At 60.4% G+C, this 21,181-nt stretch carries 22 protein-coding genes and 1 riboswitch; of the genes, 7 read left to right on the top strand and 15 right to left on the bottom strand.

What is annotated here, in order from left to right; translation table 11 throughout:
- Positions 1-19 precede the first annotated feature (19 nt).
- Positions 20-799, top strand: a complete 780-nt coding sequence (gene otnI, locus KGD89_RS23760) for a 2-oxo-tetronate isomerase (RefSeq protein ID WP_025262221.1) — start codon at positions 20-22, stop codon at positions 797-799.
- A 46-nt stretch (positions 800-845) separates the two neighbouring features.
- Here the strand turns inward: otnI and KGD89_RS23765 are convergent, their stop codons facing one another.
- On the bottom strand, positions 846-1,244 hold the full coding sequence (locus KGD89_RS23765) for an acyl-CoA thioesterase (RefSeq protein WP_025262222.1): 399 nt from the start codon (positions 1,242-1,244) through the stop codon (positions 846-848).
- A gap of 167 nt (positions 1,245-1,411) precedes the next feature.
- A riboswitch (S-adenosyl-L-homocysteine riboswitch) is annotated at positions 1,412-1,516 on the top strand.
- Positions 1,517-1,539: 23 nt separating this feature from the next.
- Between KGD89_RS23765 and ahcY the strand changes: the two genes are divergently transcribed.
- The 3 genes from ahcY to KGD89_RS23780 all read left to right on the top strand — a co-directional run bounded on the left by ahcY (position 1,540) and on the right by KGD89_RS23780 (position 6,223).
- Complete coding sequence (gene ahcY / locus KGD89_RS23770) at positions 1,540-2,949, top strand: adenosylhomocysteinase (RefSeq protein ID WP_025262223.1); 1,410 nt, start codon at positions 1,540-1,542, stop codon at positions 2,947-2,949.
- A gap of 169 nt (positions 2,950-3,118) precedes the next feature.
- Positions 3,119-3,964 (top strand): methylenetetrahydrofolate reductase [NAD(P)H], encoded by an 846-nt coding sequence (gene metF / locus KGD89_RS23775; protein WP_025262224.1) that lies wholly within the window; start codon positions 3,119-3,121, stop codon positions 3,962-3,964.
- Between the two features lie 366 nt (positions 3,965-4,330).
- A complete protein-coding gene (locus tag KGD89_RS23780) occupies positions 4,331-6,223 on the top strand; it encodes a DEAD/DEAH box helicase (protein WP_025262225.1) in 1,893 nt (630 codons plus the stop codon).
- A gap of 107 nt (positions 6,224-6,330) precedes the next feature.
- Here the strand turns inward: KGD89_RS23780 and KGD89_RS23785 are convergent, their stop codons facing one another.
- Genes KGD89_RS23785 through KGD89_RS23800 form a run of 4 tightly spaced genes read right to left on the bottom strand, consistent with a single transcriptional unit; the run spans position 6,331 to position 9,641 of the window.
- Positions 6,331-6,909: a YceI family protein gene (locus KGD89_RS23785; protein WP_025262226.1), complete on the bottom strand. Its 579-nt coding sequence runs from the start codon at positions 6,907-6,909 to the stop codon at positions 6,331-6,333.
- Positions 6,910-6,936: 27 nt separating this feature from the next.
- Positions 6,937-7,485, bottom strand: a complete 549-nt coding sequence (locus KGD89_RS23790; RefSeq protein ID WP_025262227.1) for a cytochrome b — start codon at positions 7,483-7,485, stop codon at positions 6,937-6,939.
- A gap of 22 nt (positions 7,486-7,507) precedes the next feature.
- Entirely contained in the window at positions 7,508-7,816 is a 309-nt protein-coding gene (locus KGD89_RS23795) for a hypothetical protein (protein ID WP_025262228.1), read from the bottom strand.
- A gap of 4 nt (positions 7,817-7,820) precedes the next feature.
- Positions 7,821-9,641 carry a flavin monoamine oxidase family protein gene (locus KGD89_RS23800; RefSeq protein WP_025262229.1) on the bottom strand — a complete coding sequence of 607 codons (1,821 nt, stop codon included), beginning with the start codon at positions 9,639-9,641 and terminating at the stop codon, positions 7,821-7,823.
- Positions 9,642-9,829: 188 nt separating this feature from the next.
- On the opposite strand from KGD89_RS23800, the gene KGD89_RS23805 reads away from it, so the two are divergent.
- Complete coding sequence (locus KGD89_RS23805; RefSeq protein ID WP_025262230.1) at positions 9,830-11,236, top strand: adenosylmethionine--8-amino-7-oxononanoate transaminase; 1,407 nt, start codon at positions 9,830-9,832, stop codon at positions 11,234-11,236.
- A 74-nt stretch (positions 11,237-11,310) separates the two neighbouring features.
- The gene (locus KGD89_RS23810; RefSeq protein ID WP_025262231.1) at positions 11,311-12,030 is read left to right on the top strand and encodes a 16S rRNA (uracil(1498)-N(3))-methyltransferase; all 720 of its coding nucleotides are present in this window, start codon (positions 11,311-11,313) and stop codon (positions 12,028-12,030) included.
- Positions 12,031-12,078: 48 nt separating this feature from the next.
- On the opposite strand, the gene trhA is transcribed toward KGD89_RS23810, so the two are convergent.
- Positions 12,079-12,693 (bottom strand): PAQR family membrane homeostasis protein TrhA, encoded by a 615-nt coding sequence (gene trhA / locus KGD89_RS23815; RefSeq protein ID WP_025262232.1) that lies wholly within the window; start codon positions 12,691-12,693, stop codon positions 12,079-12,081.
- A gap of 141 nt (positions 12,694-12,834) precedes the next feature.
- Between trhA and KGD89_RS23820 the strand changes: the two genes are divergently transcribed.
- Positions 12,835-13,758 carry a LysR family transcriptional regulator gene (locus KGD89_RS23820; RefSeq protein WP_025262233.1) on the top strand — a complete coding sequence of 308 codons (924 nt, stop codon included), beginning with the start codon at positions 12,835-12,837 and terminating at the stop codon, positions 13,756-13,758.
- A gap of 83 nt (positions 13,759-13,841) precedes the next feature.
- Here KGD89_RS23820 and madM read toward each other — a convergent pair whose 3' ends face one another.
- The 9 genes from madM to mdcA form a co-directional block, all read right to left on the bottom strand.
- Positions 13,842-14,606, bottom strand: a complete 765-nt coding sequence (madM, locus tag KGD89_RS23825) for a malonate transporter subunit MadM (RefSeq protein WP_025262234.1) — start codon at positions 14,604-14,606, stop codon at positions 13,842-13,844.
- A 1-nt stretch (position 14,607) separates the two neighbouring features.
- On the bottom strand, positions 14,608-15,024 hold the full coding sequence (madL, locus tag KGD89_RS23830; protein ID WP_025262235.1) for a malonate transporter subunit MadL: 417 nt from the start codon (positions 15,022-15,024) through the stop codon (positions 14,608-14,610).
- A 70-nt stretch (positions 15,025-15,094) separates the two neighbouring features.
- Complete coding sequence (gene mdcH / locus KGD89_RS23835; protein ID WP_025262236.1) at positions 15,095-16,030, bottom strand: malonate decarboxylase subunit epsilon; 936 nt, start codon at positions 16,028-16,030, stop codon at positions 15,095-15,097.
- A complete protein-coding gene (locus KGD89_RS23840) occupies positions 16,027-16,665 on the bottom strand; it encodes a malonate decarboxylase holo-ACP synthase (RefSeq protein ID WP_025262237.1) in 639 nt (212 codons plus the stop codon). Before KGD89_RS23840 ends, mdcH begins: the two co-directional genes overlap by 4 nt.
- Positions 16,659-17,459, bottom strand: a complete 801-nt coding sequence (gene mdcE, locus KGD89_RS23845) for a biotin-independent malonate decarboxylase subunit gamma (protein ID WP_025262238.1) — start codon at positions 17,457-17,459, stop codon at positions 16,659-16,661. The genes KGD89_RS23840 and mdcE overlap by 7 nt, the downstream gene beginning before the upstream one ends.
- Positions 17,456-18,307: a biotin-independent malonate decarboxylase subunit beta gene (locus tag KGD89_RS23850; protein ID WP_025262239.1), complete on the bottom strand. Its 852-nt coding sequence runs from the start codon at positions 18,305-18,307 to the stop codon at positions 17,456-17,458. Before KGD89_RS23850 ends, mdcE begins: the two co-directional genes overlap by 4 nt.
- A complete protein-coding gene (locus KGD89_RS23855) occupies positions 18,300-18,599 on the bottom strand; it encodes a malonate decarboxylase subunit delta (RefSeq protein ID WP_025262240.1) in 300 nt (99 codons plus the stop codon). Before KGD89_RS23855 ends, KGD89_RS23850 begins: the two co-directional genes overlap by 8 nt.
- Before the next feature lie 2 nt (positions 18,600-18,601).
- Positions 18,602-19,477, bottom strand: coding sequence for a triphosphoribosyl-dephospho-CoA synthase (locus KGD89_RS23860; protein WP_025262241.1), 876 nt, complete (start codon positions 19,475-19,477; stop codon positions 18,602-18,604).
- Complete coding sequence (mdcA, locus tag KGD89_RS23865) at positions 19,477-21,153, bottom strand: malonate decarboxylase subunit alpha (protein WP_025262242.1); 1,677 nt, start codon at positions 21,151-21,153, stop codon at positions 19,477-19,479. Before mdcA ends, KGD89_RS23860 begins: the two co-directional genes overlap by 1 nt.
- Between the last annotated feature and the right edge of the window lie 28 nt (positions 21,154-21,181).

Below are 21,181 nucleotides of genomic sequence, written 5' to 3' on the forward strand. Positions count from 1 at the left end.
TTTAGAGACTGGAGTTAACATGCCTCGTTTTGCCGCCAACCTCAGCATGCTGTACCCGCAGCATGATTTCCTTGAGCGCTTCGCCGCAGCCGCTGCCGATGGTTTCGGCGCGGTCGAGTATCTGTTTCCCTACGACTACAGCCCGCAAGAACTCAAGCAACGCCTGAGCGACAACGGTCTGGTGCAGGCGCTGTTCAACGCTCCACCGGGAGACTGGGCCGCCGGTGAACGAGGCATCGCCACCTTGCCGGCCCGCGAGGCTGAATTTCGCAGCGGCATTGAAAAGGCTCTGGAATATGCCCAGGTGCTGGGCAATGACCGGATTCACGTCATGGCAGGCCTGCTGCCCAGCGAAGACCTGCGTCAGCGCCATCAGGCGGTGTACCTGGAAAACCTGGCCTTCGCGGCCGAGCAGGCCAAGGCAGCCGGAGTCACCGTGCTGATCGAGCCGATCAACACCCGCGACATGCCAGGCTTCTTCCTGAACCGTCAGGATCAGGCGCAGGATATTTGCCGTCAGGTGGGTGCCGACAACCTCAAGGTCCAGTTCGACTGCTACCACTGCCAGATCGTCGAAGGTGATCTGACAGCCAAGCTGCGCCGTGATTTTTCAGGGATCGGCCATATCCAGATCGCTGGCGTGCCGGATCGTCACGAACCGGATCTGGGCGAGCTGAACTACGCGCACCTGTTCGAGGTGATCGACCAGTTGGGCTATGAAGGCTGGATCGGTTGCGAATATCGACCGAAAGGCGATACCAGTGAAGGCCTGGCGTGGCTGCGCCAATTGCAGGGCTGACCGCTTGCCGTCCTGCCTCAAGCGCTTTGAGGCAGGACGCTTCTCTTTATTCTTCCGGTATATCGAACTGATCCTTGATGTAGCGGATTTCAGTACGGCCATGAGGCGCAGGCAATCCGTCGTCGCCCAGGTTGACGAATACCATCTTCTCTACCGTCAGGATGCTCTTGCGAGTGATCTTGTTACGGACCTCACACATCAGAGTGATCGACGTACGCCCGAACTCGGTGGCGGTGATCCCCAACTCGATGATGTCGCCCTGGCGCGAAGCGCTGACGAAGTTGATTTCCGAGATGTACTTGGTCACCACACGCTGATTGCCCAACTGGACGATGGCGTAGATCGCCGCCTCTTCATCGATCCAGCGCAACAGACTGCCGCCGAACAGCGTGCCGTTGGGGTTGAGGTCTTCGGGCTTGACCCACTTGCGGGTGTGGAAATTCATATTCACTCCTGAGCGACTGTCAATCGATGCCTGTCTTCAATGGCAGCATACCTAAAAACCCGGTGTCCGGGATTTCACCGATAGAAAACCTTGGGAAGAATCGTCAGCGCAGCTATACTGCCATCCGTTTTAAAACGGTCATCTTCGCTTGATACCGTTCCCGCCACCTGTCCGAGGGGCGCTGCAGCAGGTTTTCCCTGTCAGGCTCGGATGGGGCGTTGTTTGACCGGTCCACTGGTCAAGCCTTAAACGCACAACGGCGCCCATTCGCATTTTTATGGAATGGAGACTCTCAATGAGTGCTGTAATCACGCCTGCAGAATTCAACGATTTCAAAGTGGCCGATATTTCCCTGGCTGCCTGGGGCCGTCGCGAAACCATCATCGCCGAATCCGAAATGCCTGCCCTGATGGGTCTGCGCCGCAAGTACGCCGGTGAGCAACCGCTCAAGGGCGCCAAGATCCTCGGCTGCATCCACATGACCATCCAGACTGCCGTGCTGATCGAGACCCTGGTCGCACTGGGCGCCGAAGTTCGCTGGTCGTCGTGCAACATTTTCTCCACCCAGGATCAGGCCGCTGCCGCAATCGCCGCTGCCGGCATTCCTGTCTTCGCCTGGAAAGGCGAGACCGAAGAAGAATACGAGTGGTGTATCGAGCAGACCATCCTGAAAGATGGCCAGCCATGGGACGCCAACATGATCCTCGACGACGGCGGCGACCTGACCGAGATCCTGCACAAGAAATACCCACAGATGCTTGATCGCATCCACGGCGTGACCGAAGAAACCACCACTGGCGTACACCGCCTGCTGGACATGCTGGCCAAGGGCGAGCTGAAAATCCCGGCCATCAACGTCAACGACTCGGTCACCAAGAGCAAGAACGACAACAAGTACGGTTGCCGTCACAGCCTGAACGACGCCATCAAGCGCGGTACCGACCACCTGCTGTCCGGCAAGCAGGCGCTGGTCATCGGTTACGGTGACGTGGGCAAGGGCTCGGCTCAGTCCCTGCGTCAGGAAGGCATGATCGTCAAGGTCACCGAAGTCGACCCGATCTGCGCCATGCAAGCCTGCATGGACGGTTTCGAAGTGGTTTCCCCGTTCATCGACGGTGAAAACGACGGCACCGAAGCCAGCATCGACAAGGCCCTGCTGGGCAAAATCGACCTGATCGTGACCACCACCGGCAACGTCAACGTCTGCGACGCGAACATGCTCAAGGCGCTGAAAAAACGCGCTGTGGTCTGCAACATCGGTCACTTCGACAACGAAATCGACACCGCTTTCATGCGCAAGAACTGGGCATGGGAAGAAGTGAAGCCACAGGTTCACAAGATCCACCGCACCGGCGCTGGCGCTTTCGACCCACAGAACGACGACTACCTGATCCTGCTGGCCGAAGGCCGTCTGGTTAACCTGGGCAACGCCACAGGCCACCCAAGCCGCATCATGGACGGCTCGTTCGCCAACCAGGTTCTGGCTCAGATCTTCCTGTTCGACCAGAAGTACGCCGACCTGTCGCCAGCCCAAAAAGCCGAGCGCCTGACCGTTGAAGTACTGCCGAAGAAACTCGACGAAGAAGTGGCCCTGGAAATGGTCCGCGGCTTCGGCGGCGTCGTGACCAAACTGACCAAGACCCAGGCCGACTACATCGGCGTGACCGTCGAAGGCCCGTTCAAGCCACACGCTTATCGTTACTGATTGATACGGACGGTCCGCTCCTCATGTAGGAGCGGACTTGTCCGCGATCGAGCGCGAAGCGGTCGCAGCCAGTTGTCATCGGAGCTGGCTGCGACCGCTATTCTTCAGTACTGAAGGCCGTTACGGCCTTATCGCGAACAAGTTCGCTCCTACAATGAGATCGGCCTCCATGAGCCAAGACCGCCGTTTCAGCTTCGAGTTCTTCCCGACCAAGACCGACGCTGGGCATGAAAAGCTGCTGACCGTTGCGCGTCAGCTGGCCAGTTACAACCCGGATTTCTTCTCCTGCACCTATGGTGCCGGTGGTTCTACCCGTGACCGCACGATCAACACCGTGCTGCAACTGGAAAACGAAGTCAAAATCCCTGCCGCACCGCACCTGTCGTGCGTGGGTGACAGCAAAGCCGAACTGCGCGAACTGCTGACCCAGTACAAGAATGCCGGCATCAAACGCATCGTCGCCCTGCGCGGCGACCTGCCGTCCGGCATGGGTATGGCCAGCGGTGAACTTCGCTACGCCAGCGACCTGGTTTCCTTCATCCGTGAAGAAACCGGCGATCACTTCCATATCGAAGTGGCGGCGTACCCGGAGATGCACCCTCAGGCTCACAACTTCGAAAACGACCTGAAAAACTTCGTGCACAAGGCCAACGCCGGTGCAGACAGTGCGATCACCCAGTACTTCTTCAACGCCGACAGCTACTTCCACTTCGTGGAACGCGTTCAGAAGCAAGGCGTGAGCCTGCCGATCGTGCCGGGCATCATGCCTATCACCAACTACAGCAAGCTGGCCCGTTTCTCGGATGCCTGCGGTGCGGAAATCCCGCGCTGGGTTCGCAAACAACTGGAAGCCTATGGCGACGACATCCAGAGCATCCAGGCGTTTGGCGAACAGGTCATCACCGAAATGTGCGAACGCCTGCTCGAAGGCGGCGCACCGGGCCTGCACTTCTACACGCTCAACCAGGCAGAACCGAGCCTGGCCATCTGGAACAACCTGAAGCTGCCACGCTGACAGGCCATTCTCCAGGCAGGGTCTTTCGGTGACTACCGTGCGAAAGATCCTGCAGCAGAAACCGTTGGGCAGCATGAAAGCAGCGCAGCGCGTTTGCTCTGTTATACTCCAGCCTTCCCGCCAGGCTTACGCCCGGACGCTCGGTCTTGCAGAAGCCATCTCGATCACGAAAACAGCGCATTTCCAACCCGCGCCGATGACACGAGATGAATCAAAGACCCCGCAGGACCGGACGGGATCGCGTCTTCTCAGTCTCTGTACACAAGGTCGGCAATCCAGCGATTGGCCGCTTCTACACGAGCTGAACGTCATTCGCGCCAGGCAGACTATCCCTTGAGCTCAAGCTCCAACAGAACAGGATTACTCATGTCCTTTGCTTCCCTCGGTCTCTCCGAGGCTTTAGTCCGCGCCATCGAGGCAGCGGGCTATACCCAGCCTACTCCGGTGCAACAGCGGGCCATTCCCGCCGTGTTGCAAGGTCGCGACCTGATGGTTGCGGCACAGACAGGTACTGGTAAAACCGGTGGCTTCGCCCTCCCGATTCTGGAGCGGTTGTTCCCCAACGGTCACCCGGACAAATCCCAGCGTCATGGCCCGCGCCAACCCCGCGTACTGGTCCTGACCCCAACCCGCGAACTGGCTGCGCAGGTGCATGACAACTTCAAGTTGTATGCCCGCGACCTGAAGTTCGTCAGCGCCTGCATCTTCGGCGGCGTCGGCATGAACCCGCAGGTCCAGGCCATGGCCCGTGGCGTGGACGTGCTGGTCGCCTGCCCGGGCCGCCTGCTCGACCTGGCCGGACAAGGCAGCGTCGATCTGTCCCACGTTGAAATCCTGGTGCTCGATGAAGCCGACCGGATGCTCGACATGGGCTTCGTCCATGACGTGAAAAAGGTCCTTGCCCGCCTGCCGGCCAAGCGCCAGAACCTGCTGTTCTCGGCAACGTTCTCCAACGACATCACCGCCCTGGCAGGCAAGCTGCTGCACAACCCCGAGCGCATCGAAGTCACGCCACCGAACACCACGGTCGAGCGTATCGAGCAACGGGTTTTCCGCCTGCCAGCCAACCACAAGCGTTCGCTGCTGGCCCACCTGATCACTCAGGGCGCATGGGAGCAGGTTCTGGTCTTCACCCGCACCAAGCACGGCGCCAACCGCCTGGCCGAGTACCTGGACAAGCACGGCCTCAGCGCTGTCGCGATCCACGGCAACAAGAGCCAGAACGCTCGTACCAAAGCCCTGGCCGACTTCAAGGCCGGTGACGTACGGATCATGGTCGCCACCGATATCGCCGCCCGCGGCCTGGATATCGACCAGTTGCCACACGTGGTCAACTTCGAGCTGCCAAACGTCGATGAAGACTACGTGCACCGCATCGGTCGTACCGGCCGTGCAGGCCGCACCGGCGAGGCCATCTCGCTGGTTGCGCCGGACGAAGAAAAACTGCTCAAAAGCATCGAGCGCATGACCCGTCAGAAAATCCCTGACGGCGACCTGATGGGTTTCGACATCAATGCAGTCGAGGCTGAAAAGCCTGAAGTTCGTGAGCGTCCGGACGTTCGCAATCCACGCTCAGCCCGTGCCCCACGTGCTGAAGGCGAAAAGAGCAGCAACAACGGCGGCCGTCGCGACAAGGGCAAGGACAAAGGCAAGGAAAAGCCGGCAGCAGCCGCAGCGTCCGGCGAACGTCCGGCACGCCAGCCGCGTGAAAGAAAACCTCGCGAAGGCACGCCACGCGAGCAGCGTCATTCGCAACCGCCACGTCCATCGCCTGATCGCGCACCTGACGAGTTTCGGGATGACGAAGTGGATAACTTCGGCAACCGCGCTGACTATGTAAGCCCTTATCAAGGCAAGAACCAGGGCCGTGGCCGTCGTCCCGGAGCCCCTGCCGCTCCAGGCGCAGCACCAGCTGGCGCCGGACGCCCACAAGGTTCGGGCCGCCCTGCCAACCCACGTAGCTCTGGTGCAGGTACTGGCACCGGCGCACCCGCCAAGCGTAATGGCTCGGGTTCCGGCCCGCGCACTGGGGGCGGTGCCCGTGATGGTCAGCCACGCAATCGCCGTCCGGCACGTGACGATCAGCCACGTCAGGAACCGGCCGTTCGCAGCTCCCGTGAAGGCCAGCAACCTCAGCCGAAAATCGTGCACAAGGAATCGAAAATCGACCGGTTCCCGTCTGCCGAGCAGCTCGATCAGTTGCCAAGCCGACCACGCGGTGAAAAACCGGCCTTGCTGACTCGCAACCGCGATAGCTGACAGCACGACTGGAACAGAAACGCCCCGACTGGTTCGGGGCGTTTTTGTATGTGCTGCAAAAACAGAAACGCCGACACAAGGCCGGCGTTCCGTCGATCAGGCAGCGCTTACTTCTTCTGGATACCTTCCAGAGTGATGTCCAGGTCCAGCGTCTGAGAAGTCGGACCTGGGCCTTTGATGCCGAAGTCGTTCAGGTTCAGAGTGCTGGTACCGTTGAAGCCGGCACGGTAGCCGCCCCATGGATCCTTGCCTTCGCCGTTGAAGGTAGCCTTGATCACGATTGGCTTGGTGACGCCGTGCAGGGTCAGGTCGCCAGTGACGTCAGCGGTTTTCGCGCCGGTGGATTTGACGCTGGTGGAAACGAACTTGGCTTCAGGGTATTTGCCAGCGTCCAGGAAGTCCTTGCTGAGGATGTGCTTGTCGCGCTCGGCATGGTTGGTGAACAGGCTGGCGGTTTTCAGTTCGACAGCAATCTTGCTGGCTTCAGGCTTGGCAGCATCGAAGCTGAAAGTACCGTCCCAGTCCTTGAAAGTGCCGTGGATGAAGCTGTAGCCCAGGTGGCTGATCTTGAAGTCGACGAAAGCGTGCTGGCCTTCCTTGTCGATCACATAATCGGCAGCCATCGCCTGACCGGCAGACAACAGAGCAGTACCAAGAGCCAGAGCGGCGAGAGACTTCTTCAACATGCTTTTATTCCCGTTTTGGTTGAACAATCAGTTACGACCCAGCATACGCTTGAGGGTCACATCGCGATCGATGAAGTGGTGTTTCAGTGCAGCCAGGCCATGGAACCCCGCAAAAACCACGATGGTCCATGCCAGATAAAAGTGAATCCAGCCCGCTGTCTCCGACTGTCCAGGCAAGCCGCTGATCAGCGCTGGAACCTCGAACAGGCCGAAGACCGGAATCCCGACACCATCGGCAGTGGAAATCAGGTAACCGGCGAACATCACGGCAAACAGAGCGGCATACAGAAAGAAGTGACCGAATGCAGCTCCGAGGCGCGTCAACCTACTGTAGCTGGCCAACGGCGCAGGTGGCGGGCTGATAAAGCGCCAGACCACGCGAAACAGCATCACGGCAAACAGCGTGAGGCCGATGCTCTTGTGCAGATCAGGCCCGGCCTTGCGCCAGGTATCGTAATAATCCAGCCCCATCATCCAAAGCCCAAGCGCAAACAACCCGAAGACTACAATGGCCACGCCCCAATGCAGCACCATGCCGACCAGACCGTAGCGAGAGGATGAATTACGTAACTGCATCGCAAATACCCTGTTAGAAGTGTTACCAGACTAGCTTTTTATCTATCGATTGAAAGCGCAAAATTTTGCTCTGAACCATCGAAAAACATGATGAAAATTTTTCCATCATCGATCTTTCGATTTCAACCAGCGCCCTTTTGAGGACCGCTGGCTGTTCTGCTGGCGCAGCATCTCGATAAATTCCGCTCAGTAACACTGTGCTATGACCGTCGGCATTTCGATGGCGATGAACGGCACTATTGTTGAGGTTCCACTGCACGGTTTTATAAAGAACGAATCGATCGCCCATAAAAAAAGGCGCGGTTTTATCCGCGCCTTTTCTGTCAGCCATGGCTTCAGTTCTTGACGTCGGCCGGTGCTGCTTCGGTTTTAACCGGTGTTTTCGGGGCAGCAGCCGGTTTGGCAGGTGCCTTTTCCTTTGCCGTTTCTTTCTTGGCGGCCTCTTTTTTCACAGGCTCTTTTTTCACGGTTTCCTTTGCCGGTGCCTTTTTGGCTGGCTCGGCCTTGGCCGCAGCTTTCTTGGCAGGCTCGGTTTTGGCAGGCGTCTTGGCCGGCTCAACCGCAGGTGCAACCACCGGGGCAACAGGCGCTGGCACAGGCGCCGGGGCTGGAGCTGGCTCGGGTGCTTTTTCGACCGGCTTCTCGGCAGGTTTTTCAGCAGGCTTGTCGGAAGAATCACCGAAACCGAACAGGTTGCTGAAGAAACCACCTTCCGACTTCTTCACCGCTGGCGCAGGCGCAGGTGCCACAGGTGGAACCACTTTGACCGGCTCGAACGACTTGCCAGCTGCCAGATCCTGTACCTGACTGGCGGCACGCTGACCGCTGCGCAGAGCACCTTCCAGTGTGCCCGGATACAGAACGTCAGTGTGTTCGCCCGCAAAAGCTACACGCTGCACGGGCTTTTCCCACAGGCGCCAGTATTTGCTGATCTGGCCGGGACCAAATGCCAGGTAAGAACCGCCGGTGGATGGATCGACGCTGTAGCGGCGGATTTCATAACCGGTGTAGGCACCACGCGCCTGTGGATAAAAGGTGTGCAGGCGGATCAGCACCTGATCCACCAGTTGCTTGTCGCCAAACGCCTGCATGATCCGGGCATTGTCGCCAGACAGGTTGATCACCACATTGGCGCCACCCTTGAGCGCGGGCTCGATCCACAGCATGCCCAGGCCGGTATTGCTGAACACTTCGCCCGACATGCGCGCCTTGCTGTCCCAGACCGGCGTCTTGAACTTGAGCATGATCTGGTCGCGCCAGCCATAGTTGGTGCCCTTCAGGGCGCCCAGGTGCCGGGCATCCAGCGCCGGCGTCATCTGAATGTTGCCCAGCGAGCGCAAAGGCACGGCCAGCACCACGTAATCGGCACTGTAGCCGACGCTGCCGACCTTGACCGTAACGCTGTCCTTGTCCTGCACGATGGCCGAGACCGCAGAGCTGGTCTTGATGGTCTTGAGTTGTTTGACGAAAGCCTGGGCCAGTACCGCACTGCCGCCCGGCAGGCGTGCAGCGCGCTGATCGCGCTCGTCCACGCCACGGTAGACCCGCGATTGCTGGGCGAAATACAGCAGCGACAGACGCGAAGGCTCGTCATAGCGGGTGCGGATCTGCTGGTTGATCAACTGGCGCGCCGTCGCAGGCAGGTTCAGACGATCCAGCCAGTTGGCCACGTTGATCTGATCCAGGGCGAACAGCGTGCTGTTGGCAGCCGGGTTTTCCGGGTCTTCGATGGAGCGAGCCAGGTTATCCAGAGTTTCCTCATAACGCTTGATAGCTTCGGCAGTAGCCGGTTGCTTGAGCGCCAGGTCGGCCTGGGTGAAATGCACGCCGTCGATCAGGTAGCTGGGGGTGCGCACGAACTCCGGAGCCGGCACGCTCTGGATCTTGAAGCTGTCCAGATAGCGGTTCAGGACGGGCTGCGCCTTGGCGTTGCCGATCCACTCACTGGTAGCGAGCCCCGAACGGCCGCCGATAACGGGCCGGGCTTCCAGCAGCGTGACCTGCCAACCTTTGTTCTGCAACTCATAAGCCGCCGTCAGGCCGGCCAGACCGCCTCCGACGACAATGGCTGTACGTTGTTTTTCATTGGCGAACGTCGAAACGCTGACCAGACCTATCACTATCAGCGCACACGCGCGCAGCCACCCAGAAAGCATTCCGCGAACTCCGAAAACGTGGGGAAAATTGCCAGAAACAAAGAAGAGGCGCGCAGCATACGCCAGCCATAAAATGCCCGCCAGCGATGTTCAAAACGACACAAATGGTTGTCCCACAGCCAGGCATTGCATAGGCTTGCGCGATTGTTCGCCCTCGCGTCATGCGAGTCGCTACCCGGAGATTGCCAATGGGCCTGAATGACCAGTGGATGCAACGTGACCTCAAGGTCCTGTGGCACCCCTGCACGCAGATGAAAGATCACGAAAACCTGCCACTGATCCCGATCAAGCGCGGTGAAGGCGTCTGGCTGGAAGACTTTGAAGGCAAGCGTTATCTGGATGCCGTCAGTTCCTGGTGGGTCAACGTGTTCGGCCATGCCAACCCCCGCATCAACCAGCGGATCAAGGATCAGGTCGACCAGCTTGAACATGTCATCCTGGCAGGCTTCAGCCACCAGCCGGTGATCGAGCTGTCCGAGCGACTGGTCAAACTTACACCCGAAGGGCTGACACGCTGCTTCTACGCCGACAATGGTTCTTCCTGCATCGAAGTCGCGCTGAAAATGAGCTTTCACTACTGGCTCAACCGCGGCAAGCCGGACAAGAAACGCTTCGTGACCCTGACCAACAGCTATCACGGCGAAACCATGGCCGCCATGTCGGTGGGTGACGTGCCGCTGTTCACCGAAACCTACAAGGCGTTGCTGCTGGACACCATCAAGGTGCCGAGCCCGGACTGCTATAACCGCCCGCAAGGCATGAGCTGGGAAGAGCACTCACGCAACATGTTCGCCGCCATGGAACAGACCCTGGCCGAACATCACGCCAGCGTGGCGGCAGTGATCGTCGAGCCGTTGATCCAGGGCGCAGGCGGCATGCGCATGTATCACCCGGTCTACCTCAAGTTGCTGCGCGAGGCCTGTGACCGTTACGGCGTGCATCTGATTCACGATGAAATCGCCGTGGGTTTCGGTCGTACCGGCAGCATGTTTGCCTGTGAACAGGCTGGCATCCGCCCGGACTTCCTGTGCCTGTCCAAAGCCCTGACCGGTGGTTATCTGCCACTGGCCGCCTGCCTGACCACAGACGAAGTGTACGACGCCTTCTACGACGACTACCCGACACTGCGCGCCTTCCTGCACTCCCACAGTTACACCGGCAATCCGCTGGCCTGTGCGGCGGCATTGGCGACTCTCGATATCTTCGAGCAGGACAATGTCATCGAAAACAACAAGGCGCTGGCACAACGCATGGCCACTGCCACGGCGCATCTGGTGGATCATCCCCATGTAGCCGAAGTACGCCAGACCGGCATGGCGCTGGCCATCGAGATGGTGCAGGACAAGGCAACCAAGACCGCCTACCCATGGCAGGAGCGCCGGGGCCTGCAGGTTTTCCAGCACGCGCTGGAGCGCGGCGCACTGTTGAGGCCACTGGGCAGCGTGGTGTACTTCCTGCCGCCCTACGTGATCACACCCGAGCAGATCGACTTCCTGGCCGAAGTCGCCAGCGAAGGCATCGACATCGCGACCCGCAGCAGCATCAGCGTGGCCGTGCGCGAGAATTTCCATCCGGATTTTCGTGATCCGGGCTAAACCCCGTTGAACCGTAGGAGGGGATTCATCCCCGAACCTCTTCTGCACAAAGAATAATCACCCAGAGACCCACCATGAGACTGTCCCGCTTCTTTACCGACGCCACCCTGAGCCTGGGCGAACACGAATTGCCCGAGGCTCAGGCGCACTACATCAGTCGCGTCCTGCGCATGGCCGAGGGCGATACGCTGCAACTGTTCGACGGCTCGGGCACGGAGTTTCGCGGCACGCTGGTGGAAGTCGGCAAGAAGCGCGTGCGCGTCCAGCTCACTGAAAGCCTGGCCGGGCAGATCGAATCGCCGCTGCGCATTCATCTGGGCCAGGGCCTGTCTCGTGGCGAGCGGATGGACTGGGCGATCCAGAAAGCCACAGAACTGGGCGTCACTGAAATCACTCCTGTCGTCAGTGAACGCTGCGAAGTCCGCCTGAAGGACGAACGCGCCGAAAAACGTCAGGCGCACTGGCAACAGATCGCAATCAGCGCCTGCGAGCAATGCGGCCGTTCGGTTGTGCCGGTGATTCATCCGCCGATGCCACTGGCCGACTGGCTCAAGCAGACCGAGGCCGACCTCAAGCTGGTCCTGCACCCGGTCGCCGAAGCCCTGACCAGTCATGAAAAACCGACGACCCTGGCCTTTCTGATCGGCCCTGAAGGCGGTTTGAACGATGCAGAAGTCGAGCAAGCCAAAGCATCAGGCTTCCACGCCGCCCGCCTGGGCCCGCGCGTGCTGCGCACCGAAACAGCGCCGGTGGTTGCGCTGAGTGTGGCTCAGCAACTGTGGGGGGATTTCTAAATCAGGTAGAAGCGAATCATTCGCGACCTTTCGCGAATGAATTTGCTTCTACAGCACGTAAAACCAGATCGCTACGAAATGCATCAGGCTTCCGGCAATCACGAACAGGTGCCAGATCCCGTGCCAGTGGCGAATGTGGTCGTAGGCAAAGAAAATAATGCCCACGGTGTACAACACGCCACCGCCTGCCAGCCAGATGAAACCCGCCAACCCAAGTGTCGCCAACAGCGGTTTGACGGCCACCAGCACGATCCAGCCCATGACCGCGTAGATCACGATGGACATGATCCGGGCTTCGGAGCGTGGCTTGATCTCTTGCAGGATGCCGATCAGCGCCAGTCCCCAGACCACACCAAACAGGCTCCAGCCCCACGGGCCGCGCAACGTAACCAGACAGAAGGGCGTGTAACTGCCTGCAATCATCAGGTAGATCGAAAAGTGATCGACCTTCTGCATGATGACTTTCGCCCGTCCGCGGACGCTGTGATACACCGTCGAAACGCTATACAGGCTCACCAGGCACAGGCCGTAGATGGCCACGCCGACAATCTTCCAGATATCGCCCTGCAGGCTCGCCATCACCAATAACCAGATCGCACCGACAGCCGCCAATACAGCGCCCACCAGATGCGACCAGGCGTTGAATTTTTCTCCGTAGTACATCCGCACATGACCTCTGACTGCAAGAAACACCTTTTTAGAGGCTCGCGGTTACAGATGTAAAGCGCAATGCAGATATTTGCAGCAGTCATCGTCTTCGGGGTCAGGCACAATCGTGCCCACACCAACAACAAGCGCCACGACATGCAGATCGATGACGAGCTGACCCTGAAAAAACTTGAAATTTTCCTGGCCTTCATGCGCACCGGCAATCTGGCGCGGGCGGCTGCGGAATTGCAGACCAGCAATGTCAGCGTGCATCGCGCCATTCATTCGCTGGAGAGTGCCTTGCGTTGCCCGCTGTTCAAGCATGAGGGCCGCAACCTGACGCCGATGGAAAGCGCCTATGTGCTGGAAGAGCGCGCCCAGAAGCTGATCCAGGACGTGCTGAGCACCGTTGAAGCAACCCGCCAGGCTGCCGGCTTTTCGGCTGCACGTTTCAAGCTCGGGGCGTTGTATTCATTGACGGTCAAGACGGTGCCGCAGCTCATCATGGGCCTGAAGATCCGCCGCAGCGAACTGAATATCGACCTGATCCTGGGCTCGAACATCGACCTGTTCTACAAGCTCAAGAACATGGAAGTCGATGCGATGCTGGTCTCGCTGGATGAAAGTCTCAATGACACGGACTGCGAGCACCTGCCGCTGTTTTCCGACGATATCTTCCTCGCCGTACCGGCCGACTCGCCCTTTTCCCATCATCAGGAAGTGGACCTGAGCGACCTGTGCGAATCGACCTTCATTACCCTGACCCAAGGCTTCGCCACACACCGCGACGGCATACGGGTATTTCAACAGGCGGGCTTCGAGCCCAAGGTCGCGATGCAGGTGAACGACATCTTCACCCTGCTGAGCATGGTCAGCTCAGGCGTGGGTTACGCCCTGCTGCCGGGGCGCATCGCAGCGGTCTATGAAAACCGCGTGCGACTGATCCCGCTGCAGGAACGCTATCGCATGCAACAACACATCGGCCTGGTGTTTCTCAAATCCAGAGAACGGGACCCGAACCTGCTGGCACTGATTGCCGAGTGCCGGATGTATACCAACCGCCTGACCAATATCGCGTAGGAGCGAATTTATTCGCGAAGGCGGCTACAAGCTACAAGCTTTTGACTTGAGACTTAAAGCTTGCAGCTTGTCGCTCCAACGCCCTACCCCACAATGGCTCGCACAATAAAGTAGAGCAGCGACGGCCCGAGCAGGCAGCCCAGCCCGGTGTGGAAGGTGGCGGTCAGTGCGCCGTAAGGCACCAGGCGCCGGTCGGTCGCGGCAAGGCCAGCCGTCACGCCGCTGACGGTGCCGGCCAGGCCGCCGAAGACCATCGCGGAGCGTGGGTTGTCCAGGCCCATCCAGCGGGCCGCCATGGGTGTGCCGACCATCACGACAATCGCCTTGATCAAACCTGTGGCAATGGACAAGGCCATCACATCCGAGGTTGCGCCCAGGGCAGCGCCCGTCACCGGCCCCACGATGTAGGTGACGGCGCCCGCGCCGATGGTGGTCATGCTGATGGCGTCGCGATAACCGAACACCCAGGCAACGCTCGCACCCACGATGAACGGCAGGATAGTGCCCAGGAACAAGGCAACCGCGCCGATCATCCCGGCCTTGCGTGCTTCGGTGGCTTGCACCTCGAAGGCCGTGGCGACGATGGCGAAGTCGCGCAGCATCGCACCGCCCATCAGACCGATTCCGGAGAACAGCGCCATGTCGGCCAGGCCTTTTTGCCCACCGGTCAGCGTGCCGCCGACCCAGGCCAGTATCAGGCCGATGACAATCGCGATGGCCGAGCCATGCACCCGCCCGAAGGTGAGTCGCTTGGACAGAATGACCGAAATCCACATGATGACGCCGACAAAGGCGAAGGCGGTGATCAGACCGTTGTGTTCCAGACCTTTCTCGATGAGATCCCACATATCAGCGACCTCCCACAGGGGTTGCAGTCGGGATCACGTCCGGCTCTTCCTTGGGCAGCGGCTCGCCCCGGTTGGTACGGCTGATCAACGCAATGGTGCAGGCACACAACACCACCGAACCGATGGCAGCCAGCACGGCAACAGGTCCGCCCTTGAGCGCAGTCACCACATTCTGTTGGGCGGCCATGGCCACCACCACCGGAATGTACATGGCACCCCAGAAGCCGACGCCCATCTCGCATTCCTTGCTCATGCCGCCGTTTTTCTCCATCCACAGGCGGGCGCAGATCAACAGGATCATGGCGATACCGACACCGCCCACGTTGGATTTGACCCCCAGCAGAACGCCGAGCATGTCACCTAGAATCACCCCTGCAAGGGTGCAAATAGCCAGCAAAGCCACACCGTAGATAATCATTGTTGTTATTCCTCAATTGCGTTGCCGAAGTTGTTGTTTTTGTCCTTCGCAGCAGCATTGCACTCACACTTTATGGATTGCGGGTTCCCTCCTCTCGCGACAACGCGACCAGACTGTCCAGGCGAGCGCCTTGAAAGGCGACAGCCGTTCCTTGTTCAAACACCTTGCGCGCCAGCCCCGTCAGCACGGTGCCGGGCGGTAACTCGATCTGCAGCCGCACGCCACGCTCGTAGGCGGTCTGCACGGTGCTGCGCCAGTCAATGACCCGGCACATGTTGAAGGTCAGGTCATCGCGCAGCTTTTCGACATTCACGATGGGGCGTGCCGTACTGCCGCTCAGATAACGCACCTTGGGTGTCTCAAGCCGAACCTCAGCGAATGCACGGGCCAGCACCTGCGCCGGTTCATCCAGCAGAGCGCAATGGGACGGCACGCTCACGGCCAGGCGTTTGACGGCAGCGGCGCCGGCCTCTTTGGCCAGACGCCCGACCTGCTCCATCGCCTGGCTGCTGCCAGCAATGACGCATTGGTTATCGGCGTTGATATTGGCCAGGAAAACCGGCGTCTCCTGGCTATGAATCCGGTCAATCGACGCCTCGATACAGGCTTGATCCAGACCGATAATGGCGGTCATGCCATAGCCTTCGGGGTAAGCGTTCTGCATCAACTCGCCGCGCAGGGCCACCAGTCGCAGTGCATCCTCGAAAGCCAGTGCATGGGCAATGACAGCGGCCGGATAAGCCCCAATCGACAGGCCGGCGACGTAATCCGGCTGACAACCGTGGTGCTGCAAGACACGGGCGCAAGCCACCCCGGCGATCAGCAGGCAAAGCTGAACGGAACGGGTCGACTGCAACGCTTCGGCACAGTCAAGCGCCAACACATCCTCACCCAACGCCTCGGCAGCCTCGCGCAGGCAATCGTGGACCAGAGGCAAATCCGGCAACTGATGCAACATGCCCACCTGCTGCGCGCCCTGGCCGGGAAACACCCAGAAGCTGCTCATGCGCTCACCCCAGGCTGCTGCCATGGATCGCTGACCAGTCGGGTATCTGTCGAACTTTTGAGCAGAACCTCACGGGAAGACCCGGCCCACTCCTTCAAAGCCACCGCCCCTTCGGCCAGTTGCAACTGAACATCGACCCGGCAGATGGCTGTTTCCAGCGCCTCCACCAGCTCGGCAGCCCAACCGCGACTCACAGGCTCCGGTGTGCGCAAAATCAGATCCAGATCGCTACCCTGATGCAGCGCGGCAAAACCACTGGCCAGCTCGAAGCCTGCGCTGCCACTGACGCCCCAGCTCAAGTTCAATACGTCCATTACCGGACGGACCTGACTCAATGCATCCAGCGCAGGCCAGTGCCGGGGATTTCTGTCAGCCAGATGAGTCAGTTGTTCAGGACGTACATGACGCTCGATGGCCGAGCACGCCATGGTCGTGGCATAGCGCTGCTCGCGACGCGGCCCGCGGATACCCACCGCCACCTGCCCTGCCGCAGCAGCACCACGGCGCACCACCACTGGCTGGCCCTGGCTGATCACTTCAAACACCCAGTCAGGCGCATCCCCAGGCAAGCCGGACAGGCTCATGCCCCACAACAAATCATGGGGCAGCACCGCCAGCGGGGTATTCATTACCACTGAGCCCGCAGCAGTTGGCGCACGTTCGACGAAGCTGCGCGATTGCTGGCACCCAGTCGACTGCTCAAGTCAGCACCTGTGGCCTGAACATCCTTGATGGCGCTGCCCAGCACATGCTGAACCTGAGCGACATCAGCGGCCGCCGGTTGCTCGATCTGGCTGACCGACAAGGTTTCCCACAGCAAACCCAGGCTCGCGTAATTGTCGATGTCATAAGCCATGGGCGGGATGCTGGCGGCGAGTTTTTCCAGTTCCTCGACGCTGCGCAGCGTCACGCGGGCGGCGGACGCCTTGCCCATGGCATGCACCATCACTCCCGGATCGCGCAGGGCAATCAGCCGGTTGGCCTGATAACCATGGGCCAGAAAGGCGCCGGACATGGCTTTGCCCACCAGCAGGCCAATCACCGGATGCCCGGCCAGCCGCGCACGAGCGTAACTGTCCACAGCGCCCGCCAGTGCCTGATGAATCCCCAAGGCTTCTTCGCGACGGCCATAGGCCTGGCTTGGCACATCGATAATCGCAATCAGCGCACGCTTGTGTTCGGCATCGCGGTCCAGCTCGATTGCATCGTCCACGGCCTTGGCCAGCCCCCAGCCTTCCAGCAGCCCGACTTCCCCCTGACGAGCACGAGGAAAACGGTTATCCGCATCCGCGACCACCGCCAGAAAACGTACCGCCTGTTCGCCAAGCATGCCGTCCGCCGCCTTGACCGAAGCCGGCAGGCCCACCACTTCCCGGGCCTCTGCACTCAAGGCGTTGAACCAGTTCAAACCGCGTGGGGAATCACTCATGACTTGGCTCCTTGATAGAGGTTGCGCACGGCCTGCGGGTCGATCTGCGCCGTGGTGTCCAGGCGCGAGAGACGCTGCAGGAACAGGTCGTACTGGCTGCTGCGGTGCTGGGCAGGCACGCCGTCACCGAGCCAGCCACTGACGATGTGCCGGATATCCGCCACATCGTCAGCAGCAAAGCCGTCCACCAGTTCGCTGGCGAAACGTTGTTCGCCGCCGGTCAGGCTCCAGATAAAAGGCCGGTCACGTGAGTCGTATTCTTCGATACCCGCTTCCTGCTCGATCACCTGCGGACCATTCAGACCCAAGCGAGCTTCCTGAGTGACCAGCAGATAACTGCACAGGCCAGCGGCGATGGACATGCCGCCGAAACACCCGACACTGCCCGCCACGACACCGATCACCGGCTGGTACTGACGCAGGTCGACAATCGCGGCATGAATCTCGGCAATTGCGGCCAGACCCAGATTGGCTTCCTGCAAACGCACGCCACCGGTTTCCAGCAGCAGAATCGCAGCGGTGGGAATGCCCTTGCGGTTGTCCTCGGCAGCCAGCTCCAGCGCGCCGGCCATTTTCGCGCCGCCCACTTCACCCATGCTGCCGCCCTGGAAACTGCCTTCGATAGCCGCGATGACCACCGGGCGTCCATCGACCGTGCCTTTGGCGACCACAACCCCATCATCGGCCTGGGGCACGACACCCTGACGTGCCAGCCAGGGCGACATGACACGGGCAAACGGATCAATCAGCTCGCGAAAGCTGCCCTCATCCAGCAAGGCTCGGGCACGCTGACGGGCACCGAGTTCGATAAAGCTGTGCTGGCTCAGCAAACGGGCGGTATCAGTCATGGCCGATCTCCTCGAAACCCTGTTCCAGACGCAGACGCACCACGCCCGGCGTCGCCCCGAAATCATGAATATCGATACTCAGCGCGGGCGGCGTCTGGCCCTCGAACATGCGCTCGAACAGATGCTGCCAGCGTGCCGAGGCACCGTTGACCGAGGTCACCACCTGAATCGACAGCTTGCCCGGCAAGCCCGGCTCCAGCAGTACTTCAAGGTCGCCCGAACCGACACAGCCCACCAACGCACGGCCTGTGGGCGGCTGTCCGGCAGGAAATTCAAAAGACAGGGTTTCCATGATCAAAGACTCCTCGATAAATGGCCGAGCGCAGGCTCAAGGCTATCGATAAACAGGCAGGCGGCGAGCAGGTCGGCAGCGCCGCCAGGAGAGGCATTCAGGCTCAACAGTTGCTGATCCAGGGCTTGCAGATGACGGCGACCCGCCAGGCTGGCGCTGCCTCCGGCATCCAGCACCCGTTGCGCGCCCCGCTGCATGGCTTCCAGCCCGGTCATGCCGGAACGGTGCAACACGCAGGTGTCCGCCAGCGTGGTCATGATCGCCAGCAGCGCATCCAGCCGTGCATTCTGCTCACCGCTGCCACTGGCCCGGCTGTGTTGCAGTTGCGGCAGACCGAAACGGATGACTGCCGGAAAGCCCTGTTGCGCCTGTTCCCTTGCGCCCATGACGCCATAGCGGCGTGCGACTTCGCGGCCATGGCTGGGCTGAGCGATGACATGCCGGTCTTCGATCTGCGCCAGTTGCGCCGCCCGCAGGCACAGCGCCGCAGGCGTGCAGTTATCCGGCTCCAGCGCGGCAGCCGTCACCAACAGGCCCAAGGCCCAGATCGCACCGCGATGGGTATTCACGCCGCCGGTGGTGCGCAGCATCTCTGCTTCACCTTCACGACCAAGACGGCCCAGGATTTCACGTAATGGCTGGCCAACTTCACCAAGCGCCAGCGCGGCATCGGCCATTTGCTTGAAGGTCGGCCATAACGACAGGGCCGAGGCGTGCATCAGGCCAAGGTGCAAGTCGGTATGAGCGCCGCTGCCACGCCGGTCGACCAGCGCCGGTTTGGGTGACAGGTCCGCTTCGTCGATCAGTGCTTCCATAGCCAGATCGGCCAGGTGCTCGCTGAGGGTGACAGGCGGCGAATCCAGTTTGAGTGCGCGCATCACCAACTCCTGAATTTCGCAGGCGGGTTGTACAGGCCGCCCGACCACTGAACCAGTTCCGCAATGCTCTTGGCGGCAAGCAGTTCGCGGCTGGCGTCGGTGCGACGAATCCCCAGATCCTCCGGCAGAGCGATCAGGCCTTCGCGACGCATGCGGGCGGTGTCCTTGGGATTGTGGCGCATGCCGATCACGGTCACGCCTGCCACGGCGGCAATCATCGCCTGACGCTCTTCCAGGCTGCGGGCCTTGTACAGATAGGCGATGCCCTCTTCGGTCAGCAAGTGGGTAACGTCGTCGCCATAAATCATGATCGGCGCCAGCGGCATGCCGCTTTTCTTCGCCACGTCCACCGCATCGAGGGTTTCGACGAAGGTGGGTTTGCCGCCTTCCTGGAAGGTCTCAACCATCTGCACCACCAGCTTCTTGCCGCGCTCCAGATAAGCCTCGGGCGCATCGCCACTCTGCTGGCGCATATCGAGCCAGGCAGGGGTGGCATGACGGCGACCACGAGGATCATGGCCCATGTTGGGCGCGCCACCGAAGCCTGCCAGCCTGCCGCGAGTCACGGTCGAGGAATGGCCATCGCCATCGACCTGCAAGGTCGCGCCGATAAACAGATCCACCGCGTACTGCCCGGCCAGCTGGCACAACTGGCGGTTGGAGCGCAGCGAACCGTCGCGTCCGGTAAAGAACACATCGGGCCGGGCCGCGATGTAGTTTTCCATTCCCAGCTCGGTGCCGAAGCAATGCACACTTTCGACCCAACCGCTTTCAATGGCGGGGATCAGCGTCGGATGCGGGTTGAGTGTCCAGTTGCGGCAAATCTTGCCCTTGAGGCCCAGCGACTCGCCATAGGTCGGCAGGATCAGCTCGATGGCTGCCGTGTTGAAACCGATGCCGTGGTTCAGCGACTGAACATTGTGTTTCTCGTAGATGCCGCGAATAGCCATCATCGCCATCAGCACATGCACAGGCTTGATATGGCGCGGGTCGCGGGTGAACAGCGGTTCGATGTAGAACGGCTTGTCGGCCACCACCACGAAATCGACCCAGGAAGCCGGGATATCGACACGGGGCAACTCGCTGACATCGTCCACCAACTGGTTGACCTGAACGATGACAATGCCATCGCTGAAAGCAGCAGGTTCGATCAGTGCCGGGGTGTCTTCGGTGCTCGGACCGGTGTAGATATTGCCTGCCCGGTCGGCCATGAAACCGGCAGCCAGTACGACGTTGGGGATCAGGTCCACCACCAGTCGGGAATACAGTTCGATGTACGTGTGGATGGCGCCAATTTCCAGCAGCCCGTCTTCCAGCAACTGGCTGATGCGCAGGCTTTGCGTACCGGCAAAGGAGAAGTCCAGCTTGCGGGCGATGCCCTGCTCGAAAAGGTCCAGATGCTCGGCCCGACCCACGCTGGGCATGATCATGTGCAGGTCGTGCACCTTGCCGGGATCGACCTTGGCCAGCGCACGGGACAGAAAGTCCGCCTGCTTCTGGTTATTGCCTTCCAGCACCACACGGTCCCCGGAAACCAGCAAGGCCTCCAGCGCCGCGACAATCTTGTCGGTCGGCAGAACCACACCATCGGCGAGGGTTCGCACCTGCTCGAGCCGCCGCTGTTTCTCACTGCGACGACGCGACCAGCGCGCGTCGGGGTTCGTTGTTGTTGTCATGATCACTCCACGAATTCGCTGTCGTGGG

The sequence above is a fragment of the Pseudomonas cichorii genome, assembly GCF_018343775.1.
Classification (GTDB): Bacteria; Pseudomonadota; Gammaproteobacteria; order Pseudomonadales; family Pseudomonadaceae; genus Aquipseudomonas; species Aquipseudomonas cichorii.

Coding starts and splice junctions, on each gene's coding strand:
- otnI (WP_025262221.1), top strand. CDS start 20: ATGCCTCGTTTTGCCGCCAACCTCAGCATGCTGTACCCGCAGCATGAT.
- KGD89_RS23765 (WP_025262222.1), bottom strand. CDS start 1,244: ATGAATTTCCACACCCGCAAGTGGGTCAAGCCCGAAGACCTCAACCCC.
- ahcY (WP_025262223.1), top strand. CDS start 1,540: ATGAGTGCTGTAATCACGCCTGCAGAATTCAACGATTTCAAAGTGGCC.
- metF (WP_025262224.1), top strand. CDS start 3,119: ATGAGCCAAGACCGCCGTTTCAGCTTCGAGTTCTTCCCGACCAAGACC.
- KGD89_RS23780 (WP_025262225.1), top strand. CDS start 4,331: ATGTCCTTTGCTTCCCTCGGTCTCTCCGAGGCTTTAGTCCGCGCCATC.
- KGD89_RS23785 (WP_025262226.1), bottom strand. CDS start 6,909: ATGTTGAAGAAGTCTCTCGCCGCTCTGGCTCTTGGTACTGCTCTGTTG.
- KGD89_RS23790 (WP_025262227.1), bottom strand. CDS start 7,485: ATGCAGTTACGTAATTCATCCTCTCGCTACGGTCTGGTCGGCATGGTG.
- KGD89_RS23795 (WP_025262228.1), bottom strand. CDS start 7,816: ATGGCTGACAGAAAAGGCGCGGATAAAACCGCGCCTTTTTTTATGGGC.
- KGD89_RS23800 (WP_025262229.1), bottom strand. CDS start 9,641: ATGCTTTCTGGGTGGCTGCGCGCGTGTGCGCTGATAGTGATAGGTCTG.
- KGD89_RS23805 (WP_025262230.1), top strand. CDS start 9,830: ATGGGCCTGAATGACCAGTGGATGCAACGTGACCTCAAGGTCCTGTGG.
- KGD89_RS23810 (WP_025262231.1), top strand. CDS start 11,311: ATGAGACTGTCCCGCTTCTTTACCGACGCCACCCTGAGCCTGGGCGAA.
- trhA (WP_025262232.1), bottom strand. CDS start 12,693: ATGTACTACGGAGAAAAATTCAACGCCTGGTCGCATCTGGTGGGCGCT.
- KGD89_RS23820 (WP_025262233.1), top strand. CDS start 12,835: ATGCAGATCGATGACGAGCTGACCCTGAAAAAACTTGAAATTTTCCTG.
- madM (WP_025262234.1), bottom strand. CDS start 14,606: ATGTGGGATCTCATCGAGAAAGGTCTGGAACACAACGGTCTGATCACC.
- madL (WP_025262235.1), bottom strand. CDS start 15,024: ATGATTATCTACGGTGTGGCTTTGCTGGCTATTTGCACCCTTGCAGGG.
- mdcH (WP_025262236.1), bottom strand. CDS start 16,030: ATGAGCAGCTTCTGGGTGTTTCCCGGCCAGGGCGCGCAGCAGGTGGGC.
- mdcE (WP_025262238.1), bottom strand. CDS start 17,459: ATGAGTGATTCCCCACGCGGTTTGAACTGGTTCAACGCCTTGAGTGCA.
- KGD89_RS23850 (WP_025262239.1), bottom strand. CDS start 18,307: ATGACTGATACCGCCCGTTTGCTGAGCCAGCACAGCTTTATCGAACTC.
- KGD89_RS23855 (WP_025262240.1), bottom strand. CDS start 18,599: ATGGAAACCCTGTCTTTTGAATTTCCTGCCGGACAGCCGCCCACAGGC.
- KGD89_RS23860 (WP_025262241.1), bottom strand. CDS start 19,477: ATGCGCGCACTCAAACTGGATTCGCCGCCTGTCACCCTCAGCGAGCAC.
- mdcA (WP_025262242.1), bottom strand. CDS start 21,153: ATGACAACAACAACGAACCCCGACGCGCGCTGGTCGCGTCGTCGCAGT.